Below are 16,165 nucleotides of genomic sequence, written 5' to 3' on the forward strand. Positions count from 1 at the left end.
TTGCCTACGTGTTACTCACCCGTCCGCCGCTAACCATCAGAGGAGCAAGCTCCTCATCAAGTCCGCTCGACTTGCATGTATTAGGCACGCCGCCAGCGTTCGTCCTGAGCCAGGATCAAACTCTCCAAGAAAGTTGGAAGAATCTGCTCACCCGAAGGAGAGTAGCGTTCCAACAAAAAGTTTGTGACTCATTTTGAATCTGACGAGAATTTAATTCTCATTTGTGCTCCGCAAACCATCCAGCCATAGGATTGGACCGATTTGCTTCGCGATCGGCTTTGCAAGCAAAGCCTGTATCTCACTCGTTGTTCAGTTTTCAAAGATCAAACATTTCGTTTTCGTCGCCGCCGTTGTGTTCAGCAGCAACTCTTATATAATATCATGTTCTTTTTAAGATTGCAAGAACTTTTTTTGAAGTTCTTTTTTTATTTCTTGGCCCTGCCTTCGTTTCCGTCGGCCGGATTTATAATGTACCATGATTCAACGCCTGCGGCAAGCAGAAAAATTTTACAAATTCAAATCTAATTCAAATCTATTGTCGCTTCTTCTTTTCTATATATGAAAGAAGTCTGCCCGAGCCGCTTATGCTCAGGCAGACCCGCTCTCCTCAACTTCAATCGATTCTATTCGTTCTATTTATTATAGATGCTCGGCTACGACCGTAAACCGTTCATTGATATGCTTCGGATTTTCGATCTCGTCCAGCACGGCGATTGCATAGTCTGCATAGCTAATGTAGCTTTCGCCCTTGGAATTCACAAGCAGATGGTCTTTACCCTTTTTGTAAGAGCCCGTTCTTTTTCCTTCCGCATCAAAAAATGCCGATGGGCTGAGGAATGTCCACGTGATCCCTTCCGATTGCTGCAGGTCCTCCAGGTTTTTGCCCTGATTGGATGCCGTCGGATAGTAAATGCTCGGGAAGTCCGGCGTATCCATCACTTTTAATGTTTTGGCTTCGTCGGCAAATAAGCTTCCGGCCCCGCCAACGACAAACAACTTCGTATTCGGTGCCCCTTTCAAAGCGTCGATGAGCGCTCTTCCCGCTTCCACGTGAAGATGCTCGCTGCCCGGTGGCGCCGAAAAAGCGTTCACCACGACGTCGAACGGCTGCAAATCGGCTGCCGTCAAATCAAACAAATCCTTTTCGATGACGGAAGAATACCCGCCTTGCAGCTTGGATGCGTTTCTTACGATGGCCGTTACTTCATGTCCGCGCTTGGCGGCCTCTTGAGCGATCAGGTTCCCTGCTTTCCCGCTGGCTCCGATGACTGCGATTTTCATAATATGTTTTCCTCCCGTATGGTATCATCACCTGTAATCTAATACATTACATGTAATCATTTTAGTTACAACTTAATGCTTTGTCAACCGTCTCATTTTGAGCGTATTTTCCATCCGGAGCTTTACTTGTAACGATAGTATGGTCATGTTATAAATGATTATATTCGTTAAGGAAGAAAGAAGGGGTCAAGGTGTCCATCAGCAGCAGATTTTCCGTAGCGATACACATTTTGTGCTTGCTGGCCGTCAGCAAAGACAAGGCAACCAATACTTCCGAGTACATCGCTGCCAGCGTCAACACGAATCCCGTCGTGATCCGCAAAGTCATGAGCATGTTGAAAAGCGCCGGCCTCGTACACGTTCGTGCCGGGGTGGCCGGGGCCGAACTGGCCAAAGAACTGCCAAACATAACGCTTCTCGATGTATACAAGGCGGTGAACGTCGTGGCCGAAAACGATTTATTCAACTCCCATGAACACCCGAACCCGGAATGTATCGTCGGCCGCAATATCCAACAATCGCTGACCAAACAATTTTCAGCAGCCCAAAATGCAATGGAGCAATCGCTCGCCAGCGTTACCCTTGCCGAAGTCGTCGAAGATATTTTGGAGTCCGATAAAATGAGATCCTTAGAAAACGGATAGAGGCAGTCGCTTGAAAAGTGCGGCAAACCCTGCGTAAACATAAATGCGTAAACATAAAAACGAGGCCAATCCCCTTCGCGGAGGTTCGCCTCGTTTCTTCATTAATAGGAAAATAACGGATCAGACCTTATTGGGCGGAATTCTTCAGCAAAGGCTGCCAGTTAAGCCCTTCCCCGCAAATTTCGATGCGCAGATCCGAAATCTTTTTCAGCGCTTCTTCCCGCCGCTGCTCAAGAACGTCAACGGATTTGGCATGCAGCAGATCAAGCTCTTGCCGCGTAACCGCCGCCCTGTTCGCAATATCCTGCTTGCTTTTCGCGACAATGGCGTTCAGCCTTTCGGTCTGCTTCTTATAGATTTTTGCGTATTCCTGCTGGGCCTTCGTTTTGCTGATTTTGCCGTGGTAGTATTGATAAATCGGACTGCCGTAAAAGTTTTTGCTTGAAGCGTGCTTCAGTCTCTGCATCGGACTGTCGTAATAGTTTTCATTGACCGCCTTGCTGTATTTGAATGCGGCGCTGTCCAGATAGTTGGGATTGATCGCTTTACTGTATCTCCACGTTTTGCTGTCGATGAAATTTTCGTTCAGCGCCTTATTGTAGACCCACATGGTGCTGTCCCGGTAATTGCGGTTGGCCGCGGTGGCATAAAGGTTCATCGGGCTGCCATTGAAATTCTGGTTAATGTATCTGTCATAGGTTCTCAGGGCCGAAGTTTTACTCCGGTCGTCCCCGTATTTTGCCTTCAACTCGTTATAGTCCGCTTCCAGCTTCTCGTCCCATTGTTTCAGATCCGACAGTACCTTGCTTTCGAGCTCGGTCATGGTCGCCGTGTATTGCGTCAAATACTGATTATAGCTGGCATCGATCTGCTCCTGATAGTTTTTATAGGAAGAGGTCACTTTCTGGTTATAGGCCTTGTAATCGGCCAGCACCTTGTTGATCCACTTGGAATCGGCCGCGCTGGCCGAACCGGCAGGGACCATCATGACCAAGGCAACCGCCAGGCTTAAAACCGTCAGCAGAGGTTTGACGATGGCGCGTTTCATTCGCATCTCACCTTTCGTTTGTTTTAGGGGCGTAAACCATCCATATCTTACCCAATCAAGGGATGCCTTCCAATACGCGTTTTGCAAAAACTTACTTTGGAACCATGAAATCGATACTTAGGTAAGGAAACTCCGCTTCGCATCAAAGCAAGCCGATTTCAGCGAATGCAGGCCCGGTAGGCCGAAGGCGATAGGCCCGTATAACCTTTGAACTGCCGCGAAAAATAGGCCAGCTGCATGCCGATCTGATCGGCGATGTCCGAAATGGCGGTATCGGTGTAGGTCAGCAGCCTTTTGGCTTCCTCCATCCGTTTGCGCTGCACGTAATGCATCGGCGTGACGCCCATGATTTTTTTGAAATAAGGGATGAAATAGTTCGGATGCAAATGTACGATTTCCGCCAACTGTTCGATTTCCATCGGTTCATGCAAATGCGTTTGGATATAGCTTAATACGTTTCCGAGCTTGCTCCGTTCCGTCTGCTGCATAAATTTTTTCCAAAAATCGGTGTATCCTCCGTCCTCCAGGCAGCACGCCAGCATCGTCAGCAAGCAGGACTGGGTTCGCAGCACGGCAAAAGGCCCTCCCCGATGGAAAAGCTGCACCAACTCTTGAAAAGTCCGTTCGATAAAAGCAGGGTCGCGGGCGTCGCAAATATACAGGCTGCCGTCCGCCGGAAAAAGGGGCCATTCCCCCACCTGAGCGTCAAAATGGCAAAAATAGCGCGAATACGGATCTTCCTGATCGGTCAGTGCCATCTGATTCGTGCCCGCCGGCATGATCATCATCTGATTGGGTTTCGGTTCGTATTTGACCCCGTTGAGCGTGACCGCCCCCCGCCCTTCCGCGATAAAATAGAGCCGGTGAAACGACGGGGCGATTTCCGTCCGGTTCCAGCCGGGAAAACCTTTTCGGTATTGGGCGTAGCTGATGTTCAACGTCAATCCTTCCGGCATTCTTCCGGCCATGTCCAGCGCGAGTTCCACGAGCGCATTCCCCCTTTTCTTCTCCCTTATTGTACCATTGGCCATTTATCCAAAACACCTTAATTTTGTGCAAAACACTCTTAATCCAGGTCATTCTCATCTTTTCGGATTCGGGCTAAGCTTAGGGGGAATAGCAGAGAGAAAGGGTGAAATTCCGGCATGGAAAAGGTTCGCTATGGTATTATCGGAATTGGAAATATGGGCGTCTCTCATGCCCAAAACCTGTGCGGGGAAATTCGCGGCGCCGAACTCACGGCCGTCTGCGACACGAATCCCGAAAGACTGAAATGGGCGAAGCAGCATTTGCCGGCGTCGGTGCAGCTGTATGATACGCCGGAAGCGTTTTGGGCTTCCAAAGCGATGGATGCCGTACTGATCGCGGTCCCGCATTACGACCATCCGGGGATGGCCATTCAGGCGTTTGAAAACGGTTACCATGTGCTGGTGGAAAAACCGGCAGGCGTGTATACAAAAGCGGTAAGGGAAATGAACGACGCGGCGGCGAAAAGCGGCAAGCAATTCGGCATCATGTACAATCAGCGCACGAACCCGCTCTACATCAAACTCCGCGACCTCATCCAATCCGGCGAGCTCGGCGAAGTCCGCAGAACGAACTGGATCATCACGAACTGGTACCGCTCGCAAAGCTACTACGATTCCGGCGGCTGGCGCGCCACTTGGGCCGGCGAAGGCGGCGGCGTGCTGCTGAACCAGGACCCCCATCAGCTGGATCTATGGCAGTGGACCACCGGCATGATGCCAAAACGGGTCCGGGCATTTTGCCATTTCGGCAAATACCGGAACATTGAAGTCGAAGACGACGTGACCGCTTACGTCGAATACGAGAATGGAGCCACGGGCGTGTTTGTGACGACCGTCGGGGAAAGCCCGGGGACGAACCGGTTCGAAATTACCGGAGACAACGGCAAAATCGTCATCGAAAACGATAAATTGACCTTCTGGCGTCTCCGCGTTCCCGAACCTCAGTTCAACCGCGAATACAAAGGAGGATTCGGGCAACCGGAGTGCTGGGTATGCGATATCCCGGTGGCCGGCGGCGGCGGGCCGCAGCATAAGGGCATTTTGCAAAACTTCACGAATGCGCTCCTGCATGGCGAAAAGCTGCTAGCCCCCGGCGAAGAAGGCATTCTCGGCTTGACCCTTTCGAACGCGATGCACCTGTCCGCCTGGACCGACGATTGGGTCGATCTGCCGCTGGACGAGGACCTTTTTTACGACAAGCTTCAGGAAAAAATAGCGAATTCCACGTTCCGCAAAGATCCGTCCTCAGCCGCGGTATTGGACGTCAAAGGAACGCATTGATCCCTTGCGAGGAGGCATGAAACCATGAAACTTTCCGTATTTACCGTAGCCACCCCCGACCTGACGCCCGAAGAGCTCGTTCGAGCCGCCAAAGAAGCCGGACTTCACGGCGTCGAATGGCGATTCAAGGAAGTGCCGAAAGCCATAGCCGGAGAGCTGCCTTCCTTCTGGGGAAACAACCTGTGCTCCATCGATCCGTCGCTCTCGGAACCGGAAATGCTGAAATTCAAGGAAGTGACCGAGGGCGAAGGACTCGAGGTCGTGAGCGTAACCCCTTACTTGAACGAAATGAAGCTCGACGAAACGGAACATGCCTTCCATACGGCACGCCTGCTTGGGGCAAGCATGATCCGGATCGGCGTAGCCCCTTACAATAAGACGTTATCCTACCCGGATTTATACGAAAAAAACGTGAGCTACTTAAAAGAAGCCGAACGGCTCGCGAAGCAATACGGCGTCAAAGGCGTCGTCGAAACGCATCACGGGACGATCGCGCCAAGCGCCGGACTGGCGCACCGCCTGGTCAGCCACTGCGACCCGGACTATATCGGCGTGCTGCTTGATCCGGGCAACATGGTGCACGAAGGTTTCGAGCATTACCGCATGGGCATGCAGCTGCTGGGTCCCTACCTTGCGCATGTGCATGTCAAAAACGCGCGCTTCGTGCAGGACGGCAGCCGCGAGGACGGAACCGCCAAATGGCGCTCCGAGTGGGCTCCGCTCCGGGACGGCATCATCGATTTTGCCGCGTTCGTGGAGGACTTGAAAAGCGTAGGGTACGACGGGTACCTCGGCATCGAGGACTTCAGCGCCCAATATGACTCCCGCGAGCTGCTGAAGCAGTTCGGCCAATTTATGCGCGAAAGGATGTAAACGGATGACAGCTTCAAAACAGGACGGAATGAACTACGCCCCGCAGGGCAAACCGAACCATGTCGTGAAGCCCGGCGAATTCGTGTTCGCGGCGGCCGCGCTGGACCACGGCCATATTCACGGCATGAGCAAAGGGCTCATCGAAGCCGGGGCAACTTTGAAATGGGTGTACGACCGCGATCATGCCAAAGCCGAAAGCTTCGCCTCCAAGTTCCCAGGGGCAAAGGCAGCGGACAGTCTGGAGCAGGTGCTCGAAGATCCGGAAGTGCGCCTCGTTGCGGCCGCCGCCATCCCTTCCGAACGCTGCGCGCTGGGACTTCAGGTCATGGATGCAGGCAAAGATTATTTTACCGACAAAACGCCGTTTACGTCATTAGAGCAGCTGGAAGCGGCCCGGGCAAAAGTCCGGGAAACCGGCCAAAAATACATGGTGTATTACAGCGAGCGCCTTCACGTCGAATCCGCCGTATATGCGGGACAGCTGATCAGCGAAGGCGCGATCGGCCGCGTGCTTCAGGTCACCGGGTTCGGCCCGCATCGCCTGAGCGCGTCCTCCCGTCCGGATTGGTTTTTCCAAAAAGACAAATACGGCGGCATATTATGCGACATCGGCAGCCATCAAATCGAGCAGTTCCTTTTTTATACCGGAAACAAAGACGCGAAAGTGCTGCACAGCAAAGTGGCCAATTACAACCATCCGGACTATCCGGAGCTTGAGGATTACGGCGACGCCACGCTGGTCGGAGAGAACGGGGCCACCCAATATTTCCGGGTCGACTGGTTTACGCCGGACGGGCTCGGCACATGGGGCGACGGCAGAACGTTTATCCTCGGCACGGACGGGTACATCGAGCTGCGAAAATACATCGACATCGCCAGGGATTCGGCCGGGGACCATGTATATTTGGTCAATAAAGACGGAGAACGCCGCTTCGACGTGAACGGGCAGGTCGGCTATCCGTTTTTCGGCGAGCTCATCCTCGACTGCCTGAACCGGACCGAACATGCGATGACGCAGGAGCATGCCTTCAAGGCTGCGGAATTATGCCTGAAGGCGCAGGAAATGGCCGTTCGCATTTCGTAATGCAAGGCGGCCATGCCAAATTTCAACGGACAGGACGGGATCGTCATGCAAAAGTTAGGAGCAGCCATCATCGGCTGCGGGGCCATTCATCCCCTTCATGCCGGCTCGATTGCGGAACTGGAAGACGCCGAACTGCGGGTCGTCATCGACGCCGATCCGGAGAAAGCCCAAGGAGCGGCAAGCCGTTACGGATGCGAAGCCGCCACGGATTACAAAGTGCTGCTTGAGCGGGAAGACATCCAAATCGTTCACCTGTGCACCCCCCATCATCTGCACGCCGAGATGGCGCTTGAACTGTTCGCGGCCGGCAAACACGTCCTGACGGAAAAACCGATCGCGGAAAACGCCGCGGCCGCCCAAGCCATGATCGAGGCAGCGAGAAGAAACCGGCGCCAGCTGGGCGTTTCGTTCCAAAACCGCTATAATGACGCTTCGCGGATCATACATGAACATATCGTCTCCGGCGAGCTGGGCCGGCTGGTCTGCATGAAAGGCATCGTCACTTGGCATCGCGGCCGTGCCTACTACGAAAGCGGAGCGTGGCGAGGCAAATGGAGCACCGAAGGCGGCGGGATGCTGATCAACCAGGCCATCCATACCCTTGATTTGCTGCAATGGTTCGGGGGCGAAATCACCTCGGTCAAAGGGAGCGTGACATGCGATACGCTGGAGGATGCCATCGAGGTGGAAGATTCCGCGCATGCCTGCATCGATTTCGCCAACGGCGCCAGGGCGTTGTTTTACGGAACGAACGGATACCGCGCCGATTCGCCCGTGGAGCTGGAGGTCGTATTCGAGCATGGCGTGTTGATGCAGCGCCGGGATTCGCTATACCTATGGAAAGACGGCAGGGAAACGCTTCTAAGCGAGCCGCCCCGATCGAACTTCGGAGGCAAATCGTATTGGGGGCCGAGCCACCGGAAGCTGATTGCCGACTTTTACGCGCATGTCCGGGAGGATCGTCCGTTCTGGATTGACGGGGAGGAAGGCATCAAGGCGCTGCAGCTGATCGAAGCGCTGTATGAACGGACCCGGAGCGGCCAAGGGCTGCGGTTTCCTCCGGCAAACGCCGTGCTGACGAAATCATCTTAAAATGTATGTTATGCCACGAAAAAGCTCCTGCATCGATCCTTGCATTCCCGAACTTACGGGCTGCGGCGATCCGATGCAGGAGCTTCTTTTTTTAAGCCGGAGGCCGATGATCCCCCGATGGACGCAGGCTGCTTGAGCCCTCGGCCGAACACCGTTATTTGCTTTGCGGGAAGAAACTGCATTACAATAGAAGTTATAAGAAATAATAGTGGAAACGGGGTGATGCTATGAGCGGTTTTCAACATGAATTTGGAAATGACGGTGCCAAATACATCGTATCCGGAGATTCCATCTCCAAAGGCGTCATTTATGACGAGGCTCGCAACAAATACGTGATTTTGGAGGACAACTACGTCTCGCTGCTCCAAAACAAGCTGAAAGGCGCGGTCCGCAATACCGCAAGATTCGGAAATACGCTGCTCAAGGGTATTAGCAACCTGAAAAGGGATGTCATGAAGGAAAAGCCGAACATCGTGCTGATCGAATACGGCGGGAACGATTGCGATTATAACTGGAACGAAATTGCGAAAGACCCGGGCCGCGAGCATCACCCGAAAACGGATTTCCATACGTTCGAAAAGGTGCTGATGGAAACGGTCAACGACCTGAAAAGCCAGCAGATCATCCCGATTCTGATGAGCCTGCCTCCGCTGAACGCGGACAATTACTTCAAATGGGTCACCCAAAACAATCCGGAAGCGCAGCAAAACGTCCTGAAATGGCTCGGCAGCGTCACGAAAATCTATTGGTGGCAGGAACGCTACAATTCGACGATTCTCAAAGTGTCCGAGCTGACCAAAACAAAATTGATCGACGTGCGCGGCGCATTTCTCCAGCAACCCGACTTCACGAAGTTCCTCTGCTCCGACGGCATTCATCCGAACGAGGCGGGACACCGCATCATTTTCGACAAAGTGGTGGAGTTCGTCAAATCGAATTACCGGCATCTGCTGCGGGACGGCGGTACCAACGCCGCTTGCGAAGGATAATAAGCAGCATGCCCTACGAAAAAAAATCCCCTCGGCGCGACCGGCGCCGGGCTGCAGCGGCCAAAACCTTGAGCCGCGGTGCCCGTGCCGGCGTATGGAGGGGATTTTTGCCGCTTGCGAACGGATTCCGGATTCCATGAGCCCCAATGAAGGTCTGGGCGCTAATGTGAAAAACGTTTGCAGCATTTACCTGATTTCGAACGCGTTTCGCACGGGATGGATCTTCCAGATTTCGGACGCGTAACGCTTGACGGTACAATCGCTGGAAAAATGCCCCGAGTGGGCGATATTGACGATCGATTTGGCTGCCCAGTCCTGCGCGTCCAAATACGCCCGTTCAACCGCGGCATGCGTATCGGCGTAATCCGCAAAATCGCGGAGCACGAAAAACTCGTCGTTATGGTCGAGAAGCGATTGGTAGATCACCTCGAATTCGCGGTCATGCCGGCAAAAAGGACCGGGAACGATCAAATCGTCCAGCACCCGTTTGATCCTTGGGTCGCTTTCATAGATTTCTCTTGCCCAATATCCCCCATGCTTGTAATAATCCATGACTTCCTCCGAACGCAGGCCGAACAGGAACATGTTCTCCGCCCCGATGCGTTCATGCATTTCAACGTTGGCCCCGTCGAGCGTGCCGACCGTCAACGCCCCGTTCATCATGAATTTCATGTTGCCCGTTCCGGAAGCCTCTTTGCCTGCCGTCGATATTTGTTCGCTGACGTTGGCGGCGGGGATGATTTTTTCGGCGAGGGAAACCGAATAATTTTCGAGGAACACGACCTTCAGCCTGCCCTCCATTTGCGGATCCCGGTTAACGGTATCCATGACGGCATGGATCAGTTTGATGATGCATTTCGCCAAAAAATAGGCCGGCGCCGCCTTCGCGGCAAAAATAAACGTGCGGGGAAGGCGTTCTACGGTCGGATCGTCTTTGATCGCATGATATAAATGCATGATGTGCAGCGCGTTCAGGAGCTGCCGCTTATATCCGTGAAGCCGCTTGACCTGTACGTCAAACAGCGACTCCGGATCGACGACAATGCCCTGCTTCTGCCGGATTTCACCGGAAAGCCGCTGCTTGTTTCCATGTTTGATCCGGAGGATTTCTTCCCGGAACAACGAATCGTTCTTGAAACGTTCCAATTCCTGCAGCCGTTCGGGATTTTCGATCCAGCCGGTGCCGATGCCGTCGCAAATAAGGCGACTGAGCTCCGGATTGGCATGCATCAGCCAGCGGCGGTGGGCGATGCCGTTGGTTTTGTTGTTGAACCGTTCCGGGAACAAACCGTAAAAAGGTTTCATGACGTCGTTTTTCAGCAGCTCCGTATGCAGCCGGGCCACGCCGTTCACGCTGTAGCTGCCGACGACGGCCAAATGGGCCATCTTCACCTGGCCGCTTTCGATGATGGCCATCCGGGAGACGAGGTCCTGCCTGCCCGGAAAACGTTCCAGCAGCATCCCGCAAAAACGTTTGTTGATTTCTTCGATGATCATGTACACGCGCGGCAGAAGCTCGCGCACCATGTTGACCGGCCATTTTTCCAGCGCTTCGCTCATCAGCGTATGATTCGTATACGACACGGTACGGGTCGTCAGGCTCCACGCCTCATCCCAGCCGAACCCCTTTTCGTCGATCAAAATCCGCATCAGCTCCGGAATGACCAGCGTCGGATGCGTATCGTTGATATGGACGGCCACCTTCCGGGGAAGCTCGGAAAAAGGCAATTCCAACTTCTCGAAGGTCCGCAGCACGCTTCTCAGTCCTGCCGAGCATAAAAAGTACTGCTGTTTCAGGCGAAGCAGCTTTCCTTCGTACCCCGAATCATCCGGATATAAAAATTCGGAGATGGATTCCACCGAACGATTGTAATCCAAAAATTGATAATATCCTTTATTCGCGGGACCGCTCTGGGCTCCGGACCGCAGAATGGCCGGATCGACCGCGGACTCGGCGCTCCACAGCCGGAGGGTGTTGACATGCGGGCTGCCGTAACCGATGACGGGGACGTCATAGGGCACCGCCCAAATTTTTTCGTCGCCGACCGTTTCGAACACGATCCTGCCGTTTTTTTCGGACACCTCCACCCGTCCCCAAAAGCTGACCGGAACCCGCTTATCCTCCCGGCGTTCCTCCCATACATACCCTTTTTGCAGCCACGGATCGGGGAGCTCAACCTGATGGCCGTCGACGATTTTTTGTTCAAACAAGCCGTATTTATAGCGGATGCCGCAGCCGTGACCCGCATACCCCAAGGACGCGAGCGAATCAAGAAAACAGGCGGCGAGGCGTCCGAGCCCCCCGTTGCCGAGACCGGCATCCGGCTCCTGCTCCTCGATCGTTTCCAAATCCCAGCCCAGCTCCTTCAGTCCCTCCCGGACCGTGTCGTACATGCCCAGGTTCAGCAGATTGTTCCCGAGCAGGCGGCCGACGAGAAACTCCATCGAAAAATAATACACCTGCTTTTCCCGGTCCGCCTTATAGGCCTGATTGGTTTCGGCCCACTCGCGCCCGATGTTTTCGCGGATCAAATTTCCGAGTATTTTGTAAATGTCGCCTGCCGTCGCCTCCTCCATGCTTTTTCCCAAACGGCTAACCAATTGCTCCTTGAACGCAGTTTTGAAAAATTCCTTGTTGTCGAACAAAAGAAGTTCCTCCTGACGTTTAAGATTCGCGGATGTACAGCCAGCGTTACGGCTTTGTACGATCGCCGCCAAGCCTGTCGCGCCGCAGGCTCGAAATGCGAAGCGCTGCCTGGATGCAGGCGATCCCGTTTACGACGGCTGAAGCAACGTTGGAGGAGAGCCGCTTTCGGCCGTGCCCGGCCCGCAGGCTGCAGCCATATTCCCCAAGCAACTCCCACCTAATAAATATACGCCCAAGGGTGCCGGAGTGATATTCGTTCACGGTTCAAGATATCCATTAGGAAAATTGTAAGTAAAGCAAAATATAGATATTATAATTAAAAAAAGTAGTATAATTTTCCATGCCGTATTACTAACTTTGTACGGTATTACTTTTAAATATAATATGATAACTCCCCATATTATTGCTGTTCCAAAGGTTTTGGTGAAAATTGAATCAAACAAATAACCCGAAATAAGTATGAACGACAGCGAAAAAAGGTTCACCGCTATTAGTACAAATCCTACGGTTATCCAAAATAATCTCAATCTATTATTATTGCTGTTACTATTATTCATCATTCTCCTCCGTTTTTCTCCTTACTTCCCATATTATAGCACGTTATATTTTCGGCCTCTGCAGGAGCCACACCAGATCATGAACTCGATGTTTCAAACAACCAGTATTGAATTGAAATTATCCCATACTCAACTCAATAGTTTTTCAACCGTTCAAGATTTCGACAAAGAGTTTTCTAGTTTTGTAAACGATACTCTATTAGTAAAACCCTATGAAGATTTCTCCGATACATTTTTGCACAAAATGGTGGGACGCGTGCTCATGACGGATTCGACTCATGTAAAAGCCAATGCCAACAAGCACCACTCCATGGGTTTCGCTATTGCCGTTTGCGCGGACTCTCAAAATGTCACGGAACAAACGTTGATTACGGCCGCCGTGCAGAATATGAAGAAGATGGCGGTCCACCTGGATCGCCTGGAAAAGAGGGGGTAACCCTTCTTTTTTAGGCTTTTTAGCAACTGCAAATGAAAAAAAAGAGAAACCCAGCGTCTCAAAGACGTGTGTTTCTCGTACAACTCTCTCATCCGCCGGAAAAAGGCATCCCCCAGGCGTTTCAAGCCAGTGGAGGATGCCTTTTTCACATCGGGCGCGTGCCTATTTCTGCTCCTGCAGTTGGGCCTTCGTTTTCTTCAAGTACGCGCGCCACGTAATGCACCACTGCTTCGGATCGTCGAGGGACGACTCGTCGTTGCGGTGAACGGTGCTGCTGTGCGGAGCGGTTTTGACGATGTCCGGGTTCGTATAAGCTTCATTCGAAATATGCTCCAGCGCCCGGATGTATTCGTCCAGGTCTTCCTTGGAATAAGACTCAGTCGGCTCGAGCGTAAACGGCTGCGGCACGATGTACGGATGGTGGGACGTCCAATAGTGGAGGCCGAAATCGCACATCCGGCGCGTGATGTCCTCGGTCGTGACGCCCGTTTCGTCCGTCAGCTGCTTCCAGCTGTACCGCACCTGCTCCAGGCGGCGGCCCTTGATGTACGGAGCGCTTGCGCCGCGGATCTGCAAAATCTTATGGTACAGGTAATTGTTGTTCAGTACGGCGATTTGGGCCACGTCCTTCAATCCTTCGGCGCCAAGGCTCATAATCCACGCGTAAGCTCGCAGCACGGTTTGGGCCACGCCGTGGAAGCTGCGGACCTTGCCGATGCTGAGGTCGCCCTGCTCCTTCAGTACGTAGCGCCCTCCTTCTTCGCGTTCCACGAGCGGCCCCGGCAGGAACGGCTTCAGCTCTTCGGTCACGCCGAGCGCGCCCGTCGCCGGTCCTCCGCACATATGCGGGGCGGCGAAGGTTTTGTGCAGGTTAAAAAAGCACATGTCGAAGCCGGCTTCCTTCGCCCGGGTAATGCCAAGCAGGCCGTTGGCGTTGGCCTGATCGTAGTAGCAAATGCCGCCGGCGGCATGCACCACGTCCGTAAATTCCCGGATACGGTGATTGTAAATGCCCGTGTCCTCCGGGTTCGCGACGACAAATCCGGCCGTCCGTTCCGAGACGGCGTTTTTCAGCTTTTCGAGATCCGGGAACCCGTCCTCGTCCGGATGCAGCGTGATGATCTTGTAGCCTTTGACCGCAGCGGTCGCCGCCTGGGACGGATGCGAGAAAATCGTCGTGATGATCTCGTCCCGCCGGTCGCCTTCGCCGCGGGAGTCATGGTAAGCCCGGACGATGGAGGCCATGGCCAGCAAAGCTTGGGTGCCGCTGCTCGGCTGGAACGAAAAAGCGTCCATGCCGGAAATTTCGCGCATCGCAAGGTCGAGTCGATGGTAAATCTCAAGCATGCCTTGCACGGTGCCGACATCCTGGAGCGGATGCAGCTCCGTTAAACGCGGGTTGCGAATCAGCATTTCATTGATGCGCGGAATGTATTTCATCGTGCAGGTGCCCTGCCCGATTTCGACGTTCAAATCGGATCCCAGCGTCTCCTGGGACAACCTTAAATAATGCCGGAGCACTTTCGCCTGCCCGATTTCCGGAAGCGCGGGAGCCGAGCTGCGACGCATGGAAGCCGGGATGCTGTCCTCGGCGCTGCCGACCGCCGCCGCCACTGCGGCTTCGGTTCCCGGAGGGATGACGCCCCGCTCCCCTGGGCGGTGAAGTTCAAAAATAACCGGTTCATCCCATTTGGCTTGGTGGAACTGACGGACCTTGCGGTCTCTCTTAATTCGTTTCATGGCGTCTGTCTCCCCCTCTTAGGTTCTTGTAGTCGATGACGTGCCGACAATCGCGCGGATCGCGGCCGCAAGGCGGTCCAGATCGGACTGCGTATGGATTTCCGTCACGCAGTAGAGCGCGCATTGTCCCCACGCCGGATACCCCGCGGACAAATCCTTGCCGCCGAAAATGCCTTCCTCTATCAGGCGGCGGTTGATCTCGGCAACGGTCAGGCCCGTGGCGTTAAAGTCGACGACGAATTCCTTGAAAAAGGCGCCTTCGAACCGAAGGGCAACGCCCGGAATCTCCGCTAGCCGCTTCGCGGCATAATGCGACTTCTGGATGATGGTGCTGCCTACCTCCTTCATGCCGTGCGGACCGAGCAGCGCCAAATATACGCCGGCCGTAATTCCCCACAAGGCGGTTTGGGTGCCTACGGATTCCTTGCCCTTCTCGCGGAGGGCAAAGGACGTGCGCTCGTAAGCAACGTCCCCGAAGCCGTATTCGCCTTCTACCTCCGTCGGTACGATGCCGAACAGGCGGGAAGGATATTCCATGACGAATTTCTCTTCATCGCGCGTCGCGATGAAACCTGCCTGGCCGCCGCCGTAATTCATATGCATGCCAAGCGGCTGCAGATCCCCGCAGACGATGTCCGCGCCGTAGCGCGGCGGAGCTTCGAGCACCCCGAGGGAAATCGGGTCGACTCCGACGATCGATACGGCCCCGGCGTCATGGGCAAGCTTCGAGATTTCCGCTCCCCGGTCCTCGATGATGCCGAGATACCCCGGGTTTTCGAAATAAACGGCCGCCACGTCGGGGCCGAGTTTGCTTTGCAGGTCGTCCAGGTCCATTTTCCCTGTCGCCGGGTCGATCTCCACGTATGCGATGTCCATGACCGGTACGCAGTAATTGCGAATGATCGCGGCCTTATCGGGATCGACGGAACGCGGAAGCAAAGCGGTCTTGCGGCCCGTCATGCGGCCGGCCATCCGGATGGACGTCGATGCCGCCTGCGCCCAGTCGAACGTAGGCACGTTGACGACGTCCATGTCGACAAGCTCGGCGACCAGGCTTTGGTATTCGAACAACGCCTGGAAACGCCCATGGTCTTCGTAAGGTTCGCCGGCATAGGCGGTCACGAATTCGGAACGCTGGTTGATTTCGTCGCATACCGCCGGAATGAAATGCTGCCAACAGCCGGCTCCGAGGAAATTGAGATAATCGGCGCCGTCCTTGTTTTTGGCCAGTAGGCCTTCGATATGGCGGCGCAGCTCGTATTCGTTCATCGCCGGCGGCAGGTTCATCTCCCGCTGCAGCTTCAGGCCGTCCGGAATCGCGTCATGGAGCTGATCCATGGATGTCAGGCCGATTTCCTTCAGCATGGCGTCCCGGACCTCCGGTACGGTATTCGGAATATAAGGATGGGCATAAGTTCTTTCTGCCAAATGAATCGCCTCCGTTCGTGTTGGAAAAGCAAAACAA

At 54.0% G+C, this 16,165-nt stretch carries 14 protein-coding genes and 1 rRNA gene; 7 read left to right on the plus strand and 8 right to left on the minus strand.

All coding sequences use genetic code 11. The features are described 5' to 3' along the window. Both AC27KL_RS20305 and AC27KL_RS20310 read right to left on the minus strand, forming a co-directional pair. Positions 1 to 131 (minus strand): 16S ribosomal RNA (locus AC27KL_RS20305); the annotation flags it as partial. A gap of 508 nt (positions 132 to 639) precedes the next feature. Beyond that, positions 640 to 1,281 carry an NAD(P)-dependent oxidoreductase gene (locus AC27KL_RS20310; protein WP_487170817.1) on the minus strand — a complete coding sequence of 214 codons (642 nt, stop codon included), beginning with the start codon at positions 1,279 to 1,281 and terminating at the stop codon, positions 640 to 642. Positions 1,282 to 1,472: 191 nt separating this feature from the next. Here AC27KL_RS20310 and AC27KL_RS20315 point away from each other — a divergent pair, with 191 nt between their 5' ends. Beyond that, the gene (locus AC27KL_RS20315; RefSeq protein WP_487170818.1) at positions 1,473 to 1,925 is read left to right on the plus strand and encodes an Rrf2 family transcriptional regulator; all 453 of its coding nucleotides are present in this window, start codon (positions 1,473 to 1,475) and stop codon (positions 1,923 to 1,925) included. Between the two features lie 127 nt (positions 1,926 to 2,052). On the opposite strand, the gene AC27KL_RS20320 is transcribed toward AC27KL_RS20315, so the two are convergent. Both AC27KL_RS20320 and AC27KL_RS20325 read right to left on the minus strand, forming a co-directional pair. Continuing rightward, positions 2,053 to 2,973 carry a hypothetical protein gene (locus AC27KL_RS20320; protein WP_339323659.1) on the minus strand — a complete coding sequence of 307 codons (921 nt, stop codon included), beginning with the start codon at positions 2,971 to 2,973 and terminating at the stop codon, positions 2,053 to 2,055. 158 nt (positions 2,974 to 3,131) lie between these two features. Next, complete coding sequence (locus tag AC27KL_RS20325; RefSeq protein WP_487170819.1) at positions 3,132 to 3,959, minus strand: AraC family transcriptional regulator; 828 nt, start codon at positions 3,957 to 3,959, stop codon at positions 3,132 to 3,134. Between the two features lie 159 nt (positions 3,960 to 4,118). On the opposite strand from AC27KL_RS20325, the gene AC27KL_RS20330 reads away from it, so the two are divergent. The 5 genes from AC27KL_RS20330 to AC27KL_RS20350 all read left to right on the plus strand — a co-directional run bounded on the left by AC27KL_RS20330 (position 4,119) and on the right by AC27KL_RS20350 (position 9,320). After that, complete coding sequence (locus AC27KL_RS20330; protein WP_487170820.1) at positions 4,119 to 5,282, plus strand: Gfo/Idh/MocA family protein; 1,164 nt, start codon at positions 4,119 to 4,121, stop codon at positions 5,280 to 5,282. A gap of 24 nt (positions 5,283 to 5,306) precedes the next feature. Continuing rightward, positions 5,307 to 6,155 carry a sugar phosphate isomerase/epimerase family protein gene (locus AC27KL_RS20335; RefSeq protein WP_487170821.1) on the plus strand — a complete coding sequence of 283 codons (849 nt, stop codon included), beginning with the start codon at positions 5,307 to 5,309 and terminating at the stop codon, positions 6,153 to 6,155. Between the two features lie 4 nt (positions 6,156 to 6,159). Beyond that, on the plus strand, positions 6,160 to 7,239 hold the full coding sequence (locus tag AC27KL_RS20340) for a Gfo/Idh/MocA family protein (RefSeq protein WP_487170822.1): 1,080 nt from the start codon (positions 6,160 to 6,162) through the stop codon (positions 7,237 to 7,239). Positions 7,240 to 7,284: 45 nt separating this feature from the next. Next, positions 7,285 to 8,331, plus strand: a complete 1,047-nt coding sequence (locus tag AC27KL_RS20345; RefSeq protein ID WP_487170823.1) for a Gfo/Idh/MocA family protein — start codon at positions 7,285 to 7,287, stop codon at positions 8,329 to 8,331. A 227-nt stretch (positions 8,332 to 8,558) separates the two neighbouring features. Further along, complete coding sequence (locus AC27KL_RS20350; RefSeq protein WP_487170824.1) at positions 8,559 to 9,320, plus strand: SGNH/GDSL hydrolase family protein; 762 nt, start codon at positions 8,559 to 8,561, stop codon at positions 9,318 to 9,320. A gap of 186 nt (positions 9,321 to 9,506) precedes the next feature. Here AC27KL_RS20350 and AC27KL_RS20355 read toward each other — a convergent pair whose 3' ends face one another. Continuing rightward, entirely contained in the window at positions 9,507 to 11,966 is a 2,460-nt protein-coding gene (locus AC27KL_RS20355) for a glycogen/starch/alpha-glucan phosphorylase (RefSeq protein WP_487170825.1), read from the minus strand. A gap of 46 nt (positions 11,967 to 12,012) precedes the next feature. Next, on the minus strand, positions 12,013 to 12,228 hold the full coding sequence (locus tag AC27KL_RS20360) for a hypothetical protein (protein WP_339323650.1): 216 nt from the start codon (positions 12,226 to 12,228) through the stop codon (positions 12,013 to 12,015). A gap of 375 nt (positions 12,229 to 12,603) precedes the next feature. Here AC27KL_RS20360 and AC27KL_RS20365 point away from each other — a divergent pair, with 375 nt between their 5' ends. Continuing rightward, positions 12,604 to 12,960, plus strand: coding sequence for a hypothetical protein (locus AC27KL_RS20365; RefSeq protein WP_487170826.1), 357 nt, complete (start codon positions 12,604 to 12,606; stop codon positions 12,958 to 12,960). 162 nt (positions 12,961 to 13,122) lie between these two features. Here the strand turns inward: AC27KL_RS20365 and gcvPB are convergent, their stop codons facing one another. Together gcvPB and gcvPA are read right to left on the minus strand one after the other, a co-directional pair. Next, positions 13,123 to 14,700, minus strand: coding sequence for an aminomethyl-transferring glycine dehydrogenase subunit GcvPB (gene gcvPB / locus AC27KL_RS20370; RefSeq protein ID WP_487170827.1), 1,578 nt, complete (start codon positions 14,698 to 14,700; stop codon positions 13,123 to 13,125). A gap of 18 nt (positions 14,701 to 14,718) precedes the next feature. After that, positions 14,719 to 16,128: an aminomethyl-transferring glycine dehydrogenase subunit GcvPA gene (gcvPA, locus tag AC27KL_RS20375; RefSeq protein ID WP_487170828.1), complete on the minus strand. Its 1,410-nt coding sequence runs from the start codon at positions 16,126 to 16,128 to the stop codon at positions 14,719 to 14,721. Positions 16,129 to 16,165: the final 37 nt, after the last annotated feature.

The sequence above is a fragment of the Paenibacillus sp. YAE3 genome (assembly GCF_057546105.1).

What these genes read in the sequence shown, in the direction of transcription:
- AC27KL_RS20310 (WP_487170817.1), bottom strand. Translation starts at nt 1,281, where the DNA reads ATGAAAATCGCAGTCATCGGAGCCAGCGGGAAAGCAGGGAACCTGATC.
- AC27KL_RS20320 (WP_339323659.1), bottom strand. Translation starts at nt 2,973, where the DNA reads ATGAAACGCGCCATCGTCAAACCTCTGCTGACGGTTTTAAGCCTGGCG.
- AC27KL_RS20330 (WP_487170820.1), top strand. Translation starts at nt 4,119, where the DNA reads ATGGAAAAGGTTCGCTATGGTATTATCGGAATTGGAAATATGGGCGTC.
- AC27KL_RS20335 (WP_487170821.1), top strand. Translation starts at nt 5,307, where the DNA reads ATGAAACTTTCCGTATTTACCGTAGCCACCCCCGACCTGACGCCCGAA.
- AC27KL_RS20340 (WP_487170822.1), top strand. Translation starts at nt 6,160, where the DNA reads ATGACAGCTTCAAAACAGGACGGAATGAACTACGCCCCGCAGGGCAAA.
- AC27KL_RS20345 (WP_487170823.1), top strand. Translation starts at nt 7,285, where the DNA reads ATGCAAAAGTTAGGAGCAGCCATCATCGGCTGCGGGGCCATTCATCCC.
- AC27KL_RS20350 (WP_487170824.1), top strand. Translation starts at nt 8,559, where the DNA reads ATGAGCGGTTTTCAACATGAATTTGGAAATGACGGTGCCAAATACATC.
- AC27KL_RS20365 (WP_487170826.1), top strand. Translation starts at nt 12,604, where the DNA reads ATGAACTCGATGTTTCAAACAACCAGTATTGAATTGAAATTATCCCAT.
- gcvPB (WP_487170827.1), bottom strand. Translation starts at nt 14,700, where the DNA reads ATGAAACGAATTAAGAGAGACCGCAAGGTCCGTCAGTTCCACCAAGCC.